Origin of the sequence: Psychrobacter aquimaris, assembly GCF_016107525.1 — a bacterium.
Taxonomy (GTDB): Bacteria; Pseudomonadota; Gammaproteobacteria; order Pseudomonadales; family Moraxellaceae; genus Psychrobacter; species Psychrobacter aquimaris.
This window is the reverse complement of the sequence record NZ_JABASR010000002.1, coordinates 207,079-226,017: the sequence shown is the minus strand read 5'-3', so window position 1 is coordinate 226,017 and position 18,939 is coordinate 207,079. Positions and strand designations below refer to the sequence as shown.

Here is an 18,939-nt window from a genome sequence, read left to right as displayed (position 1 = left end):
CAAATATTCTTTAATAGTAAGTAATTTTTGAACCGCCTTTTTGTGGCGGTTTTATTTTTTATTATTTTATTTGCTTAGGCTATTTAACTTGATTCACAGTCTCGGCCTGCCATTCGTCAAATCTGGTTTTATAACCTTCTGGCTTACGCATATTAAGCTCCCAGCATACTTCTCCACGAGCTAAATACTTTATTTCAAAATGCGTGCGCTGACTGTCATCAGCGACTTGATAGCGCTCATTAGGTAACGACCATGTCTCAGTTGCTTGCTGTTCTGCATTATTCATATAGGTTTCTATGTTGGTTACTAGTACCACCTCTCCACCTACGTGCAAGCGTGACAATAGAAACTCGAAGAAAGGCATGTTTAGCCATTGCTGGTTGGGGTTGTGCTGTTCAGGATTGGGGTACAGAATGAAAATCTTACTGACACTATTGGGTTTAATGGCATGCACAATCCATGCAATCGCATCAGCATGAATGGCATTTAAATTAGGTGAATCTTGTAGCACTGCCAGTTTGGCAAAAGCGTCGAATTTATTACGTGTACGTTCAATTGCAATCAAATGCTTATCGGTATTTTTTTCGGCAAAACCAAGCGCATGCTTGCCCTTCCCTGCACCAATTTCTAATATCAAAGGGATACTACTTTTATTGTCGTGAATGATGTTTGGCACAATAAAATCACGTGGTGCCGAAAGCTTTTCTGGTTGAAATGCACGCTGTTGCTGATGCGTAAACTCAATATTATCCGTCATCTACTATCCTTAAAGTATTTGTCTTTTGCCATTATTCGGGCGCATGCTATTATATAGCCAATCCACTTCAATAGTAATATAGCGACAGCGAGTAATACGCTATCGTAGTCTATCAAGCGCATACGAGACGAGAATAGATACAATGACCGACTGCCGCTCGCTAATGATGTTAATCATACAAATAAATCGAGGATACTCTCACCCTTATCATGACTGAATCTACCCCCAACACTTCTCCTAAAACCTATCCTTGCCCACGTTGTGGTACTAAAACAGCATGGCAAGACAATAAATACAAACCGTTTTGTAGCAGTCAATGCAAACTTATTGACTTAGGTGCATGGGCAAATGAAGACTATACCTTGCCTGCTGAAACCACGCCTTTTTCTGACGAGCTATAATAAACACCCTCTCTTTTAACTAACTTATCATCTTAAGGATGTTTTATATGTCTGCTACTTATCTGATGCCCACTTATAACCGTCAACCCATCAGCTTTACACGCGGTTCAGGCAGTTGGCTATACACCAAAGATGAGACGCCTTATTTAGATGCACTGACTGGTATTGCTGTATGCGGCTTAGGGCATTGCCACCCGCAAGTGACTGATGCCATTCAACAGCAAGCAGCGACTTTAATACATACCAGTAATTTATTCGGTATCGACTGGCAAGAGCGTGCGGGTGAAGTGCTATGTACAGCTGCCCAAATGGACAGTGTGTTCTTTGCTAATAGTGGTGCTGAAGCGAACGAAGCGGCGCTCAAACTTGCACGGTTGTATGCACATCAGCAAGGTTTTAAACGCCCAAAAGTCATCGTTATGGAGCAGTCATTCCATGGTCGTACGTTACTGTCACTGTCAGCCACTGCCAATCCAAAAGCCCGTGAAGGGTTTTATACATTAGATGAGGATTTTATCCGTGTACCCTTTGGCGATATTGCCGCGATTCAGCAAGCCGCGCAAGATCATGATGAAATTTGCGCCATCTTTGTAGAGCCTATTCAAGGTGAAGGTGGTTTAAATACTGCTGCCAACGGATTTACGTATCTTGAAGAACTACAGGCAGAGTGTGAAGCCCATAACTGGCTATTTATGTTGGATGAAGTACAGACAGGTAATGGCCGTACGGGTAAATACTTCGCTTATCAACATAGTAATGCGCGTCCTGATGTATTGACGACAGCTAAGGGCTTGGGTAACGGTTTTCCAGTAGGTGCATGCATGGTACGTGGGCGTGCTAATGGCCTGTTTGGTGCAGGTAGTCATGGCTCTACTTATGGCGGTACGCCGCTGGCCAGTCGTGTGGTACATAGCGTATATGACGTATTGGCTAACAGTGATATCATGACTAATGCCGTTACCGAAGGGCTGTTTATTCGAGAAATGCTAGTCGATACACTAGGACAATACGGCGTCAGCAGTCGTGGTGCAGGTATGATGATTGGTATCGCTTTGCCTGAAAACATGGACTGTAGTCAGCTAGTTGATCGTGCGCGTGATGAGCAAAAGCTAATTATTAATGTCACTGGTGGACATGTTGTGCGCTTACTACCACCGCTTAATATGAGTCGTGATGAAAGCACACAAGTGGCTGAGCGTTTGATTGACTTACTAAAGCCATCATTTTAAATGATTGTTTAAATCAAACGCTAACACGCAAAAAGCCTATAGATAATATGTCTATAGGCTTTTTTGCTTTCGGAGGCTTTAACCTAATTTTTATAGCGCGTTATGTAAATTTCATCTCAAACGTATTATCAATCACGCCACCCCGCGCAAGCAACCAAATGAAATGCCTTGAACAAATGACGAGCTAACTTGTCATAACGAGTAGCAATCGTACGGTACTGCTTAATCTTTGCAAAGAAGTTCTCGATTAAATGCTGTTCTTTATAGCGTGCTTTATTAAAGTCTCTTCTCTGCAGTCGGTGACGCTTCGATGGTATGACGGATTGCATTTCTTTTACTGCTTCAATCATCTCAATGACACGGGCCTCAGCATCGTAAGCCTTATGAAATGGACAAGCTAAGTTTGGCTAATACTGACATCGTATGGTTCAGATGAATCACACGATGTCATGAGCTACACGACACATCAGATAAAAGCTAGGAGATTTTCCTAATGTATCTACACAAGGAGGTATTTTAGTTGGCAGCCCAACTTTACTATAACCGATGGCTTGCTCCCTTTTTTTATAACAGTGCTAATTGGTATTAAGCCCAATAATACCTAAAAGGTATAGTTTATTATTGAATAGGTGTTGGACACGTATAACTAAAATGTTTACCTTGGGTTAAATTGTATGAACTAAGTTTATATGTGTAGAGTTATAGAAATATCGTGTAACTTTTATTTCTCTTCTATCAATTGAATACATTTTAACTCTGAAGTGGTTTAACTATTTAAATTCTAAATAATAGTGACTAAACAGCCAGCTTTGAGGGACATCCTGGAGACAGGAATACTTCTTGTTCACTCCTACCTCATTATTTCATAGCAAATTTTCAACATACCCTAATGAAAGTAACTCAAGAATGTAAGGATGGATCATGAATCGTATTAACGTTAAAACGGTTTTATCAACTATAGTATTGGCGTCTTTATTAACAGCCTGTAGTTCTATTGAACCCAAAGTTACTAAGCTAGCAACCAATTTAGATTATCTACATAAACCTAGTACGCATCCAGCTAGACTAGCTCCTTCACCTAATGAAATACGCGTCACGTTACTTGGTACTGGAAGTCCTGTTCCAAGTACAAGCCGTTACGGCATGTCAACGCTTGTGCAAGCCAACGGTTATAACTTTGTATTTGATGCTGGTCGCGGCAATGTAGTCCGATTAACGCAAGCAGGTGTGCCACTTGGTAAGATTGATGGCGTATTTCTCACCCATTATCACTCAGATCATGTAAATAGCTTAAGTGATTTATGGATGACAGGTTATATACCAGCTTTTGGCGGTAGAGAGGGAAGTTTTAACGTGTATGGACCTAAAGGCATACATTCATTAGTCGATGGTTTAAAACTGGCTCATGCAGATGACATCAGAGTACGTGTCGCTGATGGCGAACTTAAAGAAGCAACTACTAACATGGTGGCTCATGAGTTTGACACCAATAGCGTTGTATTTGATAACAACGGTGTGCGCATAACTGCTTTTGATGTTCAGCATGATCACAGCGGAGCCATACAGCCAGCTGTGGGATTCCGTATTGACTATGCGGGCCGTTCTGTTTTATTAAGTGGAGATACTATCCCAACTCCCAATGTACTTAAATATGGTAAAGACGTTGATTTATTGGTTCATGAAGTAGCAGAGTTTGAAGATATCAATGCGTTGCCACAGGTATATGCACACCATACCAATCCACGCCAAGCTGGAGAAATCTTCACTAAAACAAAACCGAAAATGGCAGTATACAGTCATATTGTGAATGGTACGTCACCAAAATATATTGGGATTCCAAATGAGCAACTTATTGAACGAACTAGAGAGAATTACAAGGGGCCATTAGTTGTAGGAGAAGATTTGATGAGCTTTTCTATTACAGCCAAAGGCATAGATATTTATCGTTATTAAAGAGCAAATGCGTTGCCGTCTTTAAAAGCTGAGCAAAAAGCAAACTTGCAAAGATTGGCGATGCTTTCAGATGATGATCTTAATTTATCTAATACTGTTGAAGTGATTGGACTGTTCAAGCTTGAATCGTAGCAGCATAGGAAATTATCTTGAATTCTGTGTAACTGCCATTGAGATTAAGTACCTGATGAAACCATCATTAAAAACTGTCATAAAGCGATTCAGAGCAGACATCCAGTTACGGATTAGCATCGAGCAGGTTTTGAAAGCCTGCTAGGTTGCTAAGTACACTACTTTAAACGCAGCTTGATCAGACGGAAACATCTTACGCTTGTTCACCATAGTACGGATAACGTTACTTAAAGGCTCAATAGTATTAGTGATATAAATGACTTTTGTCATACCTTTAGGATAACCATAGAGCAGCATTAAGCCTTCCCAGTTACTATGCCAATATATGTACGATAAATAGCTGAACCTTAGCATTAGGGTAAACAGTGCACTTATTTGATTTGTCGGCTTTCTCATATTTGGATTAGCCTAGATGGTCTTCTATCTAAGCTCCATCGTGGTAGCAAATCATCCCACTATCAGTGTAAATATCGTGCGCACTAGCATCACTGCGAGATTCCAAAATAAAGCTAGAAAGACCGACGGTAACCATCAAGATATAATGAACGATGCGTCAGAAGACTATTTGTTAGATTATTAGTCAATAAGATCATAATATCTAAAATGCCCATAATCGTTTTTTCTTCTCAACCGTTTTGACGATTGAGAAGAAAAAAAGGGAACAAGCTATCGATCGCAGTAAAGATGGGCCGACAACTAACATATCTCCTCGTACAGATGCATTAGGCAATTCATCTGATTTCTTGCATGGGCGGGCTTAATTGATGATAAGCCCTAATTGGCATGAAAGTACTTTTTTAGCACCTCTAAACAGCGAGTGATTTTAGCTGGCTGTTGATCACGATTTAAGGTAACCGCATATAGTACAAAACTTGGCAATTGATAACCAGTCAACACTTCGACCAAATCACCATTTTCAAGCTCTTTTTTAATGTCCATTTCCATCACTCTAACCAAGCCATGACCTTCTTTTGCCAAGGTGGTCGCCATAAAGACATTATTGGTATAAATGCGTGAATTCATTTTCGTGCGCGTTTTTTTACCTGTTTCTGTCTGAATGAGATCAATTTGATTTGCATCTTTCATGATTTCAATACAAATCAGCTGATGATCAGCCAAATCTTTAGGTGTTTGCAGTTTGGTATGCTGGCGTAGGTACTGCGGTGAAGCAACCAGCATTTGGCGCACATCAGTCAAGGGATGACTGCTTAGGCTCGAGTCATTAATCGATGGACTCATACGAATCGCAATATCGATCCGCTCATCAATCATGTCAATATAGTGGTTGTCTGCCAGATAGGTAATGCTAAGATCATCATGTGCCGCCATCCACGTAGAGAGTGCAGGCAAAATATGATTAACGCCAAGCTCTGGTGTTGTCGCCACTCGTAAGCTTCCTGCCAACTCATCACGCAACTGATTGACCTTAATCCGGCCTTGTTCAGCAGCACTTACCACATCCTTTGCGGCTTCATAAAAGCTTTCGCCAGCTTCTGTTAAGCTCAGCTTACGAGTTGAGCGGTGTAATAGCACGACGCCCAGCTCATTTTCTAATGAGCGGATTTGCTGACTGACTGCACTGGTTGTAATGCCAAGCTCACGAGCAGAACCACTAAAAGAGCCATGTCCAACCACACTGGCGAACACAGCCATACCGCGTAAATTATCCAACATATTCTCACCTAAACTTCATTTCAGTTTTTAATATAACTTAACCATTATAACGAATCTTGATTCATCTTATCGTTATTAAATATTTCTCTCGTGTTTGAGAAAGCCCATTTAATCTGCAATAAAAACAAAAATATCAAGGCGATAGTACAACATCGCCTTGATATCTTATATAAAATTTGCGTTTAACAACTATATAGACTTTTAAATAATTTTAACAACAGTTTTTCTGACTGTTTAATACAACTGAACCTTACCCATTTTTCCTTCACCGCGCTCATTCAAATACTGCATCACAGGCGTAGCAAGCAGTCTTGCTTCTGCAACCGTTTTCGCTTGCACCAAGCGCTTTTGTTGGCGACGCTCAGGCGTTTTATCCTCTGCTTGCATGACGCTACCATCGATTTGTAAGTCAATTTCTGCTTGGGTGAACTGCTGTTGCAGTTTAGCCGCCAATTGCTGAAACGTAGTTTGTAAATGCCGACTATCTACACTGGTTATAAATATTGCCTTGCCATCACATAAGCCCGTCATCATGCCTTGACGCGCAAGTGCCAATTCGTCTTGAGCCAAGATCTCCGCTTCGCGAGCCGTTTGTAGCCAGTAGTCCCATTTTTCTGGTGTCCACTCACCTAGCAGTTCTTGCGGTGGGCAACGCAGTAAAGTACGTGGATCATCAAGTTGCGTTGTTAACTGAGAATTATTTGCATCAGGCTCAACAACGGGTTCAGGCTCAACAACGGGTTCAGGCTCAACAACGGGTTCAGGCTCAACAACGGGTTCAGGCTCAACAACGGGTTCAGGCTCAACAACGGGTTCAGGCTCAACAACGGGTTCAGGGTTAGTAACTAAGACATCATGATTTTTCTCATCATTTTGAGCCAAACTTGATTCAATATTGTTATAGCTCTCGACTTGCAAATGATCATTATCTCGTGCTTGATAATCAACATCATAAGACTGTAATGGTGGTGCGGAAGCCGAGTGGCTAGTTGATGACTGTGTAGAACGTGTAGCGGTCACATCTTCTATAGCTGGCATTTCAGATGATACAGAGCCAGCATAAGTATGATTTAATATCTCATCGACTGGCAACGGACGAAATGCCAGCAGGCGTAAAATGCACATTTCCAGCGCCTGCATCGGTGTGCTGGCAAGCTTAACACCTTCACGTGCTTGCACGACAATTTCATAATACAGTTGCAGGACGTCTGGGCTCATATGCTGCGCAAGCGTGTTAATATCTTGTGCCTGTGCCTCATTCACATTTAATGCCACTTCAGGAAGCAGCTGGGTCAATGCCAATTGATGCAGTAACTCAGTAAGACCATCAAACATACTCGTCGCATCAACCATTTGCGCGCGCATCTGCTCTATATGAGCCGCGACAGCAGGCTTATCATGATTATAGATATCAGTAATTAAACTGACCAAATCAGCCGCATCAATCAAGCCAAGCATGGCGTTTACAGTGACATCATCGAGCGCACCTTGACCAAAAGCAATGGCCTGATCTGTCAGTGACAACGCATCACGTACTGAACCTTTCGCAGCACTAGCCAACTGCCAGAGTGCAGGCTGCGTATAGCCTACTTTCTCTTGGGTCAGGATATTTGCTAGATGCTCGCTGAGTAGCGTTTGCGGCAATGGACGTAGTACGAACTGTAAACAGCGCGAAATAATGGTAATCGGCAATTTTTGTGGATCAGTCGTGGCAAGTAAGAATTTTACATGCTCAGGTGGTTCTTCCAAAGTTTTAAGAAGCGCATTAAAACTGTGTGTGGACAACATATGTACTTCATCAATCAGGTACACTTTATAACGACCTTGGCTTGGCGCATAAGGCACATTATCCAGCAACTCGCGGGTGTCTTCTACTTTGGTACGGGATGCCGCATCAATCTCGATAAGATCGATGAATCGCCCTTGATCGATGGCCACGCAGTTATCACACACACCACAAGGCGTACTAGTGATACCTGTATCGCAGTTCAAACATTTAGATAAGATACGCGCAATCGTCGTCTTACCCACACCGCGTGTGCCCGTAAAGAGGTAAGCGTGATGCAGACGGTTATAATCAATCGCATTAATCAATGCTTGAGAAACATGCGTTTGCCCAATCAACTCATGAAAGTTTTTGGGGCGGTATTTGCGAGCTAAAACTTGATATTGCTGCGACATAGCTATCCATTGTGCCAAGTAGTTAGAGTGCTTATTTTGAATACTATTTTTCGATATTTATTATAGCAAAAAGCCAGCGCATTCGTCTGGCTTCTTACTGATTCGATAAGCGACTTTGATTAAGTACTAATGAGTCATTAGTCAACTTTACGGCGCATATGCGGGAATAAAATCACATCACGGATACTAGCCGAATCGGTAAACAACATCACTAAACGGTCAATACCGATACCTTCACCTGCGGTTGGTGGTAAGCCGTAAGACAAGGCTTCGATATACTCTTCATCAAAATGCATGGCTTCATCATCACCAGCGTCTTTTTCAGCGACTTGCCCACGGAAGCGTTCTGCCTGATCAGCGGGATCATTAAGCTCACTAAAACCGTTGGCCAGTTCACGACCACCGATGAACAGCTCAAAACGATCGGTAATTTCAGGATTGTCATCACTACGGCGTGCCAGTGGTGAAGTTTCAGCTGGATATTCAGTGATAAAAGTTGGCTGACGCAATTGGTGCTCAGCAGTTTCTTCAAAGATAATGGTCTGTAGTTTACCCACCCCAAACACATCTTTCACTTGCTGTTTAAGCGTCGTCGAGGCGTACTCTGCCAGATACTCACGGTCATTGATACGTGTCATATCGAAATTTTCGGCATATTTTGCAATCGCATCAGACATAGATAAACGTATGAATGGCGCTTTCAAACTGATGGCTTCTTCTTGATAAGTAATCTCAGTCGTGCCTAAAATATCCATCGCCAATTCATTAAATAAGCGTTCGGTCAAATCCATCAAGTCATGATAATCAGCATACGCTTGATAAAACTCAATCATGGTAAATTCAGGATTATGGCGAGTTGATACGCCTTCATTACGGAAGCTGCGGTTAATCTCAAACACTCTTTCAAAACCACCAACGACTAAGCGCTTCAAGTAAAGCTCAGGCGCGATACGCAAATATAAAGGCATATCTAGAGCGTTATGATGGGTCACAAATGGACGCGCCACCGCACCACCTGGGATAGGATGCATCATCGGTGTCTCAACTTCCATGAAGCGCTCATTTAACATAAACTTGCGAATACCACTAATGACTTGACTGCGAATCATAAAGGTATCACGAGTCGTCTCATTGGTCATCAAATCAAGATGACGATTACGATAGCGCGCTTCCACATCGGCTAAGCCATGAAACTTGTTTGGCATTGGACGTAGCGCTTTAGTCAACAACTGAAACTCTTCGATATGCACATATAAATCGCCTTTGCCTGAGCGACCGATATAGCCTGATACGCCAACAATATCACCCAAATCTAGTGATTTAATGGTCGCCAACGTCTCTGGGTCCAACTCTTTGCGTGCAACATATAACTGAATGCGACCCGTCATGTCTTGAATAACAATAAAGGCACCACGGTTCAGCATGACGCGACCTGCCACGTTGACCTGTGTTTTTTCACCATTCGCCGCTTTTTCTTCAATTTCTTGTTTTGAGACGCCGTCAAAGGCTGTTTGCAAATCTTGCGCATAATCAGTACGTTTAAACGTATTTGGATACGGCTGTTTGCCTGAAGCACTGATATCGTCTAGCTTGGCTTGTAACTGCGCAATCAGCTCGTTAGCGTCTTCTACAACTGGGGTTTGGTCTGGGTTCTGATTATTGTGCTTTGACATAACACTCTCAATATTATTAGGTAATTAAAAGAATAAACGAAAACTGCAAAATTAAATCTATACTTATTATCATAGTCGATAGCCGTAAAAAAACAGCTATAAACAAACAGACACTGTCATATAGACAGTGTCACGCTTTTATGAATTAATGATTCACGACCAGTTATTGAGCCTCTAGTCATTAATATACTGATGGTTACTAATCACCACCGCCAATACTGGCCATCAAATCAGCTTGATGCTCACGTAACAGTGCATCAAGAATCTCATCCAAGTCGCCTTCCATAATGGCATCAAGCTTGTATAACGTCAGGTTGATACGGTGATCGGTCATACGACCTTGTGGGAAATTATAAGTGCGAATGCGTTCTGAACGATCGCCACTACCCACCAAGTCTCTACGGATAGTATCTGCTGCATCAACTTGAGCCTGTACTTTGACTTGCTGAATCTTTGAAATCAGCATTTTCATCGCTTGCGCACGGTTTTTGTGCTGGCTACGCTCTTGTTGACACTCTACCACGGTACCCGTTGGAATGTGTGTCAAACGTACTGCTGAGTCAGTAGTGTTAACGTGCTGACCACCGGCACCACTTGAACGAAAGGTATCAAAGCGGATATCAGCTGGATTTAGATCCACTGTATCATCAATCTCAACCTCAGGCATGACCGCAACGGTACAAGCTGACGTATGCACGCGACCTTGGCTTTCGGTTTCAGGCACGCGCTGCACACGGTGTACGCCTGATTCAAACTTTAAGCGACCATACACGCTGTTGCCTGATACGCGAGTGATGATTTCTTTATAACCGCCATGCTCGCCTTCACTTGCCGACAGCACTTCCACTGTCCAGCCTTGTGTCTGCGCGTACTTTTGGTACATTCGGAACAAGTCACCAGAGAAAATTGCGGCTTCATCGCCACCTGTACCCGCTCGAATTTCCAAGAAAGCAGGCACTTTATCATTCGGATCTTTTGGTAGCATCATGACGTTGAGCGCCTCTTCCATCTCTACGATGGTCTCGCGGGCGTTATCAATCTCTTCTTGCATCATCTCTTTCATGTCAGGATCTGAGGCTTCTTTTAACATCGCCTCGGCATCAGCCTGATCCGTCTCTGCACGCACATAGTTCTGCCATAAAGTAGTGATATCCATCAAGTCGCTGTGCTCGACAGACAGTTCACGGAATTTATTATTATCGCTGATGACACTAGGATCTGATAATAAGGCGGTGACCTCTTCATAACGGTCTACCATCTGGTCTAAACGCAGGCGTAAGGATTCTTTCATAAAAGGACTTTTAATTGGATGAGAGGAATAAGACCGTGATTATAGCAAATTTTTCGGGGTAAATTAAAACCTCTAAGCATTCTTGTCGATATTCTAAGCATTCTGCCCGTTATATTCTCAAATAGCGCTTCATTCTTGAATAATATATTGCTCAAATAATGCGATTGAGTGTTCATAACAAAAATAACAGACAAAAAAATAGCTAAGATTGCTCTTAGCTATTTTTTATTAGGGCGTGTCCTCATTTTAAAAATGGTGATAAAAATGAGATAAATAGCAGTCAAACAAGGAAAATAGCGCAGATAATATCGAGATATTACCTAGTTATTTGACAACGTTTGGCAAAATTTAGCCATTTTTAGCCCATTTAGACAATAATCGATTGAATTGAGGACACGACCTAGTAACAGATTTTACTTTAGAAATTAAACCTTACGTACCAATACTGAACCGATAGAGTAACCAGCGCCAAATGAACAAATAACACCCAAATCACCTGATGCTAGCTCATCTTTATAGCGATGGAAAACAATCATCGGACTGGCTGAACTGGTGTTAGCAAATTCAGCAATGACACTTGGCACGATGGCTTTATCGGCGTCTTTACCAATGACAGTACGTAGGATTAAATCCAACATATTGGCGTTGGCTTGGTGCAACCACATCATCTTAACGTCAGATGTTGGGATATCGTTTTCTTGTAAATGCTCGCTGATGACTTCTGAAACCTTTGGACAGACTTCACGGAACACTTTTCGACCATTTTGTAAGAAGAGCTTGTCGGTGACTGGCTCTTTGATGTCTGGATACATCTCAGTCTGTGCCGCTAAGAATTCTGAGCGATCCATAAAGCCGTATTCGTTTTTGATATTGGTCGAAAACTGGGTAAATAGCTTAGAGTTAAGAATCTCATAACCTTTTGGCGTGTCTAGCTCTTCGACGATAGATGCTGTTGCGACATCACCAAAGATAAAGTGGCTGTCACGGTTACGCCAGTTCAGATGCGCTGAAGTAATCTCAACGTTGACCACAGCGATGCGCTTAGCCAGACCAGAAACGATAGAACCGTGTGCTTGCGACAGACCAAAAGTCGCGGCACTACAAGCGACGTTCATATCATAAGCAAAACCGCCAATCATACCGATTGCATTTTGAATCTCGATAGCGACCGCAGGATAAGTACGCTGAAAGTTTGAACAGGCAAGGATAATACCATCTAGGTCATTGGCTTCAAGTCCCGCATCTGCTAGCGCGTCTTTCAAAGCTGCAGTACCCATTTCTGCCATAATAGACAGCTCTTCACCTAAATGACGATAAGGAATCACTGGTGCCATGATTTCAGGATCTAAAATACCATCCTTTTCCATCACATAACGTGATTTGATACCAGATACTTTTTCGATAAAGGCTGCTGAAGAAGGCTCTAGGGCAGTCAAAGTTCCTGCTGCTATCTCGTCAGCATGCTTTGCATTATAATTCTCAACATACTTATTAAATGAATCTACTAGCTCTTCATTACTGATGCTATAAGGCGGAATATACAGGCCAGTGCCTGTGATACAAGTCGTCATGATAAGCTTCCTTGTCTACTACTATGGGGCTTGGGATAAGCATAAAAGTGGAAAAATAACAGTCGTTTGATTTCAGTGAATAACTGTAAACTTAAAATCAGAGCCTTTATTATGCCTGAATATAATTATTTTTCTAATACTTTGTTACAAATAATCTGTTTGTTGCGAAAAATAAGCAAAGTTTGCCTTCATTTTGGAGCAGCTACGTTATAATTGGCGCACTTTGGTAGCGACACGTTCACAATTAGAGCGCATAAAACTGCGAGACATAAACCCGCTCATACTTGGTAATACTCATGGTAGAAATTTTTAACTGGTTATTTGGACAATACGCTGACTATCCCACTGTCTTTATTGCTCTTGAATTTATTGCCGTCATATTTGGGGTAGCAAGTGTCTTGCTCGCCAGCAGAACCAATATTCTGGTATTCCCAATAGGGCTAGTCAGCACCGCTATATTTGTCTATCTGCTGTGGAAATGGCAGTTATTTGGCGATATGTTTATCAATGCCTATTATACGGTGATGAGTCTGTATGGCTGGATCAATTGGACACAGAATAAAAAAAACACAGCAATAAAAAAGCAGCAGGATTATATCAACCCTACAGGCCAGCAGCAAAATAAATCGTTAGCAGGCACCGCTGCCCAAAATGCTATTGACGTAGAACATCTAGATAAAAAAGATTTGCCAATACTGGCATTACTGGCCACAGCGACTATAGCCTTTGTCGCATTGGTATATTACTTCAGACCAATCATTAATAATAACTTTAGTTTTGATGGCGCAGTATTAGGTCTGCATTTATTTACGTGGGTCGATTACACCGATATGCTGACCACCGCGCTGTTTTTGATGGCGATGTGGCTGATGGCGCGGCGCAAAATTGAGCATTGGATACTCTGGATAATCGCCGATGCTATTTCAGTCCCACTGTACTTTTATAAAGGTCTCACTTTTACTGCGCTACAATACGTAGTCTTCACTCTTATCGCAATTTGGGCTTACTATGAATGGCAACGACGTTACCGCTTGCAACCTAAAGCAGCATACGCCTAAATCGGTCATCAATGTCGCTATCCTAGGGGCAGAGAGCACTGGTAAGACCACACTATGTCGCGACTTGGCAGCTCATTTTGGTTGCCCTTGGGTGCCAGAATACATGCGCACCTATCTACAAACGAAATGGGATAAAGAACACCTGACTTGCACTTGGGAGGATTTACTCCCTATTGCGCAAGGTCAAATTGAGTTAGAAAACAAACTTGCTGAGCAAGCGGCTCAAACCGATCACAACCATTATTTATTTTGTGATACCAGTCTGTTTGAGTTAATGGTTTATGCCAACTGGTATTATGGCGATTGCCCTAAAGCGCTCACCAATGCGGCGTTAGCACATCATTATGATTTGATTCTATTAACCGAAGTTGATATCCCATGGGTCGCCGATGACTTACGAGATAGCCCACATCAACGCGAAGAGATAAGTGCTTATTTTGAAAGTCAGCTGACCTGTCACCAAAAGCCGTTTCATCGCATAGGTGGTGATAAAGACGAGCGAGTACAACAAGTGATCGAATGGCTGTCTTAAATTCACCCTATACCACGTTATAAGTAAGTGACCTACAACCTTTCAGAACCTTAAGAGATGTCCATGCTAAAAAACCTTGAACGCTACTTAGAAAAAACCATCTTTAACAGCCGCTGGATATTAGCGCCTTTTTATTTAGGGCTGGTCTTAGGGATTATTTTATTATTTATAAAATTCATTCAAAAAACAGTCATGATGTTTAATACTGTATTTAGCGCTTCTGTATCAGACGTCATTGTTAATATATTGGTGTTAGTCGATCTCTCCTTAGTAGCCAGTTTATTATTAATTATCATATTTAGTGGCTATGAAATATTTGTCTCAAAAATTGACACTGGTGATCACGTTGATCGACCTAGTTGGATGGGAAAAGTAGATTTTTCTGGTCTAAAACTAAAAGTCATCGGTGCCATCGTCGCTATTTCTGCGATTGATCTTTTAAAATCATTTATGGATATTCCTAATGAATTGAGTGATGGTGAAGCAGACAAACTCATGTGGAAAGTCATCATTCATATGACTTTTGTATTGTCTGGCTTATTATTTGCTATCATGGATAAAGTGGTTGGCGATACTAAAAAACACTGATGCCAGAAAATATTAAGGATTATTTTTCCACATACTCTCCATCGTTCTTACATATTTTTTCTTCATTCCTCCTCTATGCTCTTCTTTGAACCTACTGACTGTTATAGGTACAGTTTTGGACTAAAGATTCACATGAGGAGCTTTCATGCAAAAAACACTATTGACTAAATTGTCCATCATCGCCGGGCTTTGTATTATTTTTGCCATCGGTCTCGGTATGATTGGCTCGGTCATCTACGAACGACAAAATTATGCTGCGTCGGTGGTCAAAGAAATTGCCCAGCAGCACATCAATCCGCAAGAAGTCATCACTCCATTTATCATCATTCCTACCACAATTACGCCTGAATGTCAGGTTGCAGCACCTGAAACAACCAGTAAGTGTGCACTATCCTACTCAAAAAATGAAATTGTCTTTGCCAGTCAGACCCAAGCCATACAGGATCTTGAAGTAAGCACTGATACCTACAAACGTGGCATCTATCATGCGACCAGTTATGATGGTGCGTTGACATTTGACCAACGCTATACATTTGATCAAGCCATCAGTAGCTTGTATGACAATACAAGCACGACTAGTGACACACAAGGTTCTGTCAGTACACCCGCCAATAAAAATAACACACAGCCAGAAAAAACCATCATTCACTGGAATGCAGCAAAATTGATTATTCCAGTATCAGATCTGCGCGGCGTTGCGACTCTGCCAACGGTGACCATTGATAACAAACCGATAAAAGCGACCTACCCTCAGACAGCGCTGCTGAAAAATCTGACCTATGTAGAAGTAGCTATTCCGCAAGATATATTACAGCGTTCAGTAAAAAACATAACGAGCCAGCAGAATGGCAATACCATCCTTGCTACGAACAGTGCTAGCGAATCACTAACCAGTACAGAAATCGTCATTGATTTACCGTTAGCTGGTATTAGCAATGTAAGCACCGTGCCGACTGGACAAAACTTTAACTTAACGATGCGCAGTAATTGGCATGCGCCAAACTTTATTGGCAAGGCACTTCCCAATGCCAAAAAACTCACTGCTAAAGGTTTTGAAGCCAGTTGGCAAAATCAGTATTTAACAATAGCCAACAATCAAGATTTGTCGCAGTGTGTCAGCAGCGCTAACAACCGATGTGTCGTCACCAGTCAAGCCAGTCTCGATAGCAATAGCCAGTCAATGGCTTCTGATGATGTGATTACAGCAATAGAAGGCGCTGCCACAGCAGCAGGTAATGCCATACCTGATAGCTATAGAAATGTGCGCCTGAACAGCTTTGGTGTGAGTTTTGCTGAGCCTAATGACGTGTATTTACAAACTGAACGAACGATGAAATATGCCTTATTATTAATCTTAGTATCATTCGGCACTTTCTTCTTATTCGAAGTCATTAAATCTAGCCGCATCCACCCTATTCAATATCTGTTGGTCGGTTGTGCGCTGTTGGTTTTTTATGTCTTACTATTACCACTTGCTGAGCAAATTGTCTTTTGGAAAGCATATGCCATTGCTGCCAGCGCGTGTGTTGGACTCATTGGTTGGTATGCTTATTATGTACTGGGCGGCGTCAAGCGAGCGGCGATTTTTACTTTCACACTGGCAGGATTGTATGCGTCGTTTTTCGGTATATTAACCACCGAAGATATGAATTTATTGCTTGGTGCTGTCTTCTGTTTTGTCCTACTCGCTTGCGTGATGGTCATGACGCGTAAAATTGATTGGTATAAAATTGCCTAACTCAGTTAGGGCATATTAAAAACGTTTAGTGTAGGGCGGTCTTACGTTGGTATAATTGGCTAAAACTGCCAACATAAGACCGCTCGATCTACTCATAGATAATTCAATATAGCTATCATCTCATTCATTATCATCTAATGATCTCACTATTCAAGGCCTTCGCCCAGTCTCGACATCCATTCTCACAGCGTTCACAGAGCTGATTGGGGTCAGATATGTAATCGACATAGCCGCAATGCATACATGCATAGTACGTTTCTGATTCTATCTCTTCGACAGGTTGATACTGCTTAGGGAAAAGCGGCATACCATAGCCAGTGTTTTCAGGTGAGTATAACAATATACTAAAATTACCGTCTGTCTCTAGCAAGCCTGTACGCACTTGACCCAGATGCTCGACCCCTTGTTGGCGCATTTCAGCGAAAAACTCATCATGTGACATCTTGCCCTTTTTAATCTTATCGAGTACTAGCGTCCCGTCCTCTACAATATAGAGTGATTTCCCTTCTAATAGATCTTCAAAAGGTTGGAATTCCATCATGATCCACGTGCACAATCGATAAAGCAGGATAACGGTGCTCATGACCAGTACTGCCTGAATAATCGGTAAATCCTCGGTAAACATAGGATCACCTGCGATAGAGCCCAATGATAAAATAATGGTCAGCTCAAAGATGGACAGCTGACGGACGCCGCGCTTGCCCGTCAAACGCAAAAACGAAATAATCAGCACAAACATAACAATGACGCGCACTAATATTTCAAGCGCAAATGCCCAAGTGGTGTCATGAATAAAAATACTTGCCCAATCCATATTACTTTTTCCTATCTATTATTTTTATTTAATTTACGACAATTCATTTAAGCAATCGTTCTGAATATGCGTGTGACCCACAACACATCACTTTTGTAGTCAGTCTTCATTGTCAATTCAACTATCATCAGTCCAATTTAAAAGATACTTTTTACCGCAAGTACAATAAAATATGATCTGTTGTGAGAAATCTCCCAATTGGCAACTAGCAACGGGGTTTTCGCACTTCAGCCAGTATTTCTGCTGGTAAAAAATCGGTTATAACAATATCCCTAAAGATCGGATTTGCCTATTTTATTCAAAAACCAGCTTATTTATTGTAGGAATTATTTTTGAAAGCTACCTTGTACACTGTTATTGCATTAATCGCCTTTGCTGCAAACTCTCTCTTTTGTCGGATGGCGTTAGCAGATGGCCATATAGATGCTTGGAGCTTTACCATTATTCGCCTGCTGAGCGCTGCTGTCTGCCTAGGTATTATCATGACCATTCATGCTTACCGATTACGACAGCACGTGCGAGAGCCTGACAGTATTTCTCACGCTGCTATTTTAAACGACAAAGGCAGCTGGTTAAGCAGCGTGAGCTTAGTGATTTATGCGCTGTGCTTTTCGATTGCTTATGTAGAGCTGGATACTGGTACAGGCGCGCTGATTTTATTTTCAGCGGTTCAGCTGACGATGATTGGTTGGGGTATCTATAAGAAAGAGCAATTGAGCGGCTTACAATGGCTGGCATTTATCGTAGCGGTGGCAGGCTTTGTCTATTTGATGCTACCGTCAGCAGCGGTGCCTTCGTTACTAGCAGCGGTGCTTATGGCGATCAGTGGTGCTGCTTGGGGAATATATAGCATACGCGGCAAAACCTGTGTGTCACCACTGCGAGCCACAGGTTTTAATTTTATTCGAAGTCTGATAGCAGCTCCCATACTGTTAGTGATAGGCATGAATTATCTAGACAATATGGGCTTAGAAAACATCAATTTAGGTGATATTACTATCAATGGAATATTTTTGGCCTGCGCATCAGGAGCGATTGCATCCGGTATAGGCTATAGCATCTGGTACATGGCCATGCCTTTGTTAAAAAATACCCAAGCAGCAGTTGTACAACTGTGTGTACCTCTACTGGCTGCAATATTAGGCGTGGTGTTTTTATCTGAGCAATTGACCTTGCCATTCGTTGTGGCAAGCTCAGTTATCTTGGGTGCAGTATTGGTATTTATTTTAAATAAAAAAGAAGCCTCTACGTGAAATATCCTCATTCGTTATTCAAAATTAATATGCGGATAAAGACTGAGATGATTAGTCATAAAAAAGACAGATAAGATTACTACCATAGCCCTCA

16 protein-coding genes and 1 pseudogene are annotated in these 18,939 nt (G+C 41.9%); 8 read left to right on the top strand and 9 right to left on the bottom strand.

The window, feature by feature from the left end; translation table 11 throughout:
• Nucleotides 1-79: 79 nt before the first annotated feature.
• A complete protein-coding gene (locus JFC10_RS02965; RefSeq protein ID WP_198331593.1) occupies nucleotides 80-757 on the bottom strand; it encodes a class I SAM-dependent methyltransferase in 678 nt (225 codons plus the stop codon).
• A 209-nt stretch (nucleotides 758-966) separates the two neighbouring features.
• On the opposite strand from JFC10_RS02965, the gene JFC10_RS02960 reads away from it, so the two are divergent.
• Together JFC10_RS02960 and JFC10_RS02955 are read left to right on the top strand one after the other, a co-directional pair.
• Complete coding sequence (locus JFC10_RS02960) at nucleotides 967-1,158, top strand: DNA gyrase inhibitor YacG (protein ID WP_193013089.1); 192 nt, start codon at nucleotides 967-969, stop codon at nucleotides 1,156-1,158.
• A 47-nt stretch (nucleotides 1,159-1,205) separates the two neighbouring features.
• Complete coding sequence (locus JFC10_RS02955; protein ID WP_198331592.1) at nucleotides 1,206-2,387, top strand: aspartate aminotransferase family protein; 1,182 nt, start codon at nucleotides 1,206-1,208, stop codon at nucleotides 2,385-2,387.
• A 128-nt stretch (nucleotides 2,388-2,515) separates the two neighbouring features.
• Here JFC10_RS02955 and JFC10_RS02950 read toward each other — a convergent pair whose 3' ends face one another.
• The gene (locus JFC10_RS02950) at nucleotides 2,516-2,716 is read right to left on the bottom strand and encodes a transposase (protein ID WP_193013087.1); all 201 of its coding nucleotides are present in this window, start codon (nucleotides 2,714-2,716) and stop codon (nucleotides 2,516-2,518) included.
• Nucleotides 2,717-3,308: 592 nt separating this feature from the next.
• Here JFC10_RS02950 and JFC10_RS02945 point away from each other — a divergent pair.
• Complete coding sequence (locus tag JFC10_RS02945) at nucleotides 3,309-4,340, top strand: MBL fold metallo-hydrolase (RefSeq protein WP_193013086.1); 1,032 nt, start codon at nucleotides 3,309-3,311, stop codon at nucleotides 4,338-4,340.
• Between the two features lie 144 nt (nucleotides 4,341-4,484).
• Here JFC10_RS02945 and JFC10_RS15140 read toward each other — a convergent pair.
• The 6 genes and pseudogenes from JFC10_RS15140 to JFC10_RS02915 form a co-directional block, all read right to left on the bottom strand.
• A pseudogene (locus JFC10_RS15140) lies at nucleotides 4,485-4,793 on the bottom strand (transposase); the annotation flags it as partial.
• Nucleotides 4,794-5,246: 453 nt separating this feature from the next.
• Nucleotides 5,247-6,146, bottom strand: coding sequence for a LysR family transcriptional regulator (locus tag JFC10_RS02935; protein WP_198331590.1), 900 nt, complete (start codon nucleotides 6,144-6,146; stop codon nucleotides 5,247-5,249).
• A 234-nt stretch (nucleotides 6,147-6,380) separates the two neighbouring features.
• A complete protein-coding gene (gene dnaX, locus JFC10_RS02930; protein ID WP_198331589.1) occupies nucleotides 6,381-8,327 on the bottom strand; it encodes a DNA polymerase III subunit gamma/tau in 1,947 nt (648 codons plus the stop codon).
• Nucleotides 8,328-8,464: 137 nt separating this feature from the next.
• Nucleotides 8,465-10,000, bottom strand: coding sequence for a lysine--tRNA ligase (gene lysS / locus JFC10_RS02925; RefSeq protein WP_198331588.1), 1,536 nt, complete (start codon nucleotides 9,998-10,000; stop codon nucleotides 8,465-8,467).
• 199 nt (nucleotides 10,001-10,199) lie between these two features.
• The gene (gene prfA / locus JFC10_RS02920; RefSeq protein WP_193013082.1) at nucleotides 10,200-11,291 is read right to left on the bottom strand and encodes a peptide chain release factor 1; all 1,092 of its coding nucleotides are present in this window, start codon (nucleotides 11,289-11,291) and stop codon (nucleotides 10,200-10,202) included.
• A 425-nt stretch (nucleotides 11,292-11,716) separates the two neighbouring features.
• Entirely contained in the window at nucleotides 11,717-12,862 is a 1,146-nt protein-coding gene (locus tag JFC10_RS02915; RefSeq protein WP_198331587.1) for a beta-ketoacyl-ACP synthase III, read from the bottom strand.
• A 296-nt stretch (nucleotides 12,863-13,158) separates the two neighbouring features.
• Here JFC10_RS02915 and pnuC point away from each other — a divergent pair, with 296 nt between their 5' ends.
• From pnuC to creD, 4 genes are all read left to right on the top strand, one after another.
• Nucleotides 13,159-13,920: a nicotinamide riboside transporter PnuC gene (pnuC, locus tag JFC10_RS02910; RefSeq protein WP_198331586.1), complete on the top strand. Its 762-nt coding sequence runs from the start codon at nucleotides 13,159-13,161 to the stop codon at nucleotides 13,918-13,920.
• On the top strand, nucleotides 13,871-14,452 hold the full coding sequence (locus tag JFC10_RS02905) for an AAA family ATPase (protein ID WP_198331585.1): 582 nt from the start codon (nucleotides 13,871-13,873) through the stop codon (nucleotides 14,450-14,452). Before pnuC ends, JFC10_RS02905 begins: the two co-directional genes overlap by 50 nt.
• Before the next feature lie 63 nt (nucleotides 14,453-14,515).
• Nucleotides 14,516-15,040, top strand: a complete 525-nt coding sequence (locus tag JFC10_RS02900; protein WP_198331584.1) for a TIGR00645 family protein — start codon at nucleotides 14,516-14,518, stop codon at nucleotides 15,038-15,040.
• Between the two features lie 145 nt (nucleotides 15,041-15,185).
• A complete protein-coding gene (gene creD / locus JFC10_RS02895; RefSeq protein WP_198331583.1) occupies nucleotides 15,186-16,778 on the top strand; it encodes a cell envelope integrity protein CreD in 1,593 nt (530 codons plus the stop codon).
• A gap of 130 nt (nucleotides 16,779-16,908) precedes the next feature.
• On the opposite strand, the gene JFC10_RS02890 is transcribed toward creD, so the two are convergent.
• Nucleotides 16,909-17,592: a DUF421 domain-containing protein gene (locus JFC10_RS02890; protein ID WP_198331582.1), complete on the bottom strand. Its 684-nt coding sequence runs from the start codon at nucleotides 17,590-17,592 to the stop codon at nucleotides 16,909-16,911.
• 332 nt (nucleotides 17,593-17,924) lie between these two features.
• Between JFC10_RS02890 and JFC10_RS02885 the strand changes: the two genes are divergently transcribed.
• Nucleotides 17,925-18,845, top strand: a complete 921-nt coding sequence (locus JFC10_RS02885; RefSeq protein WP_198331581.1) for a DMT family transporter — start codon at nucleotides 17,925-17,927, stop codon at nucleotides 18,843-18,845.
• The last annotated feature ends 94 nt before the right edge of the window (nucleotides 18,846-18,939 follow it).

What these genes read in the sequence shown, in the direction of transcription:
- JFC10_RS02960 (WP_193013089.1), top strand. Translation starts at nt 967, where the DNA reads ATGACTGAATCTACCCCCAACACTTCTCCTAAAACCTATCCTTGCCCA.
- JFC10_RS02915 (WP_198331587.1), bottom strand. Translation starts at nt 12,862, where the DNA reads ATGACGACTTGTATCACAGGCACTGGCCTGTATATTCCGCCTTATAGC.
- creD (WP_198331583.1), top strand. Translation starts at nt 15,186, where the DNA reads ATGCAAAAAACACTATTGACTAAATTGTCCATCATCGCCGGGCTTTGT.
- prfA (WP_193013082.1), bottom strand. Translation starts at nt 11,291, where the DNA reads ATGAAAGAATCCTTACGCCTGCGTTTAGACCAGATGGTAGACCGTTAT.
- lysS (WP_198331588.1), bottom strand. Translation starts at nt 10,000, where the DNA reads ATGTCAAAGCACAATAATCAGAACCCAGACCAAACCCCAGTTGTAGAA.
- JFC10_RS02965 (WP_198331593.1), bottom strand. Translation starts at nt 757, where the DNA reads ATGACGGATAATATTGAGTTTACGCATCAGCAACAGCGTGCATTTCAA.
- JFC10_RS02900 (WP_198331584.1), top strand. Translation starts at nt 14,516, where the DNA reads ATGCTAAAAAACCTTGAACGCTACTTAGAAAAAACCATCTTTAACAGC.
- JFC10_RS02935 (WP_198331590.1), bottom strand. Translation starts at nt 6,146, where the DNA reads ATGTTGGATAATTTACGCGGTATGGCTGTGTTCGCCAGTGTGGTTGGA.
- pnuC (WP_198331586.1), top strand. Translation starts at nt 13,159, where the DNA reads ATGGTAGAAATTTTTAACTGGTTATTTGGACAATACGCTGACTATCCC.
- JFC10_RS02950 (WP_193013087.1), bottom strand. Translation starts at nt 2,716, where the DNA reads ATGCAATCCGTCATACCATCGAAGCGTCACCGACTGCAGAGAAGAGAC.
- JFC10_RS02890 (WP_198331582.1), bottom strand. Translation starts at nt 17,592, where the DNA reads ATGGATTGGGCAAGTATTTTTATTCATGACACCACTTGGGCATTTGCG.
- JFC10_RS02905 (WP_198331585.1), top strand. Translation starts at nt 13,871, where the DNA reads ATGAATGGCAACGACGTTACCGCTTGCAACCTAAAGCAGCATACGCCT.
- dnaX (WP_198331589.1), bottom strand. Translation starts at nt 8,327, where the DNA reads ATGTCGCAGCAATATCAAGTTTTAGCTCGCAAATACCGCCCCAAAAAC.
- JFC10_RS02955 (WP_198331592.1), top strand. Translation starts at nt 1,206, where the DNA reads ATGTCTGCTACTTATCTGATGCCCACTTATAACCGTCAACCCATCAGC.
- JFC10_RS02945 (WP_193013086.1), top strand. Translation starts at nt 3,309, where the DNA reads ATGAATCGTATTAACGTTAAAACGGTTTTATCAACTATAGTATTGGCG.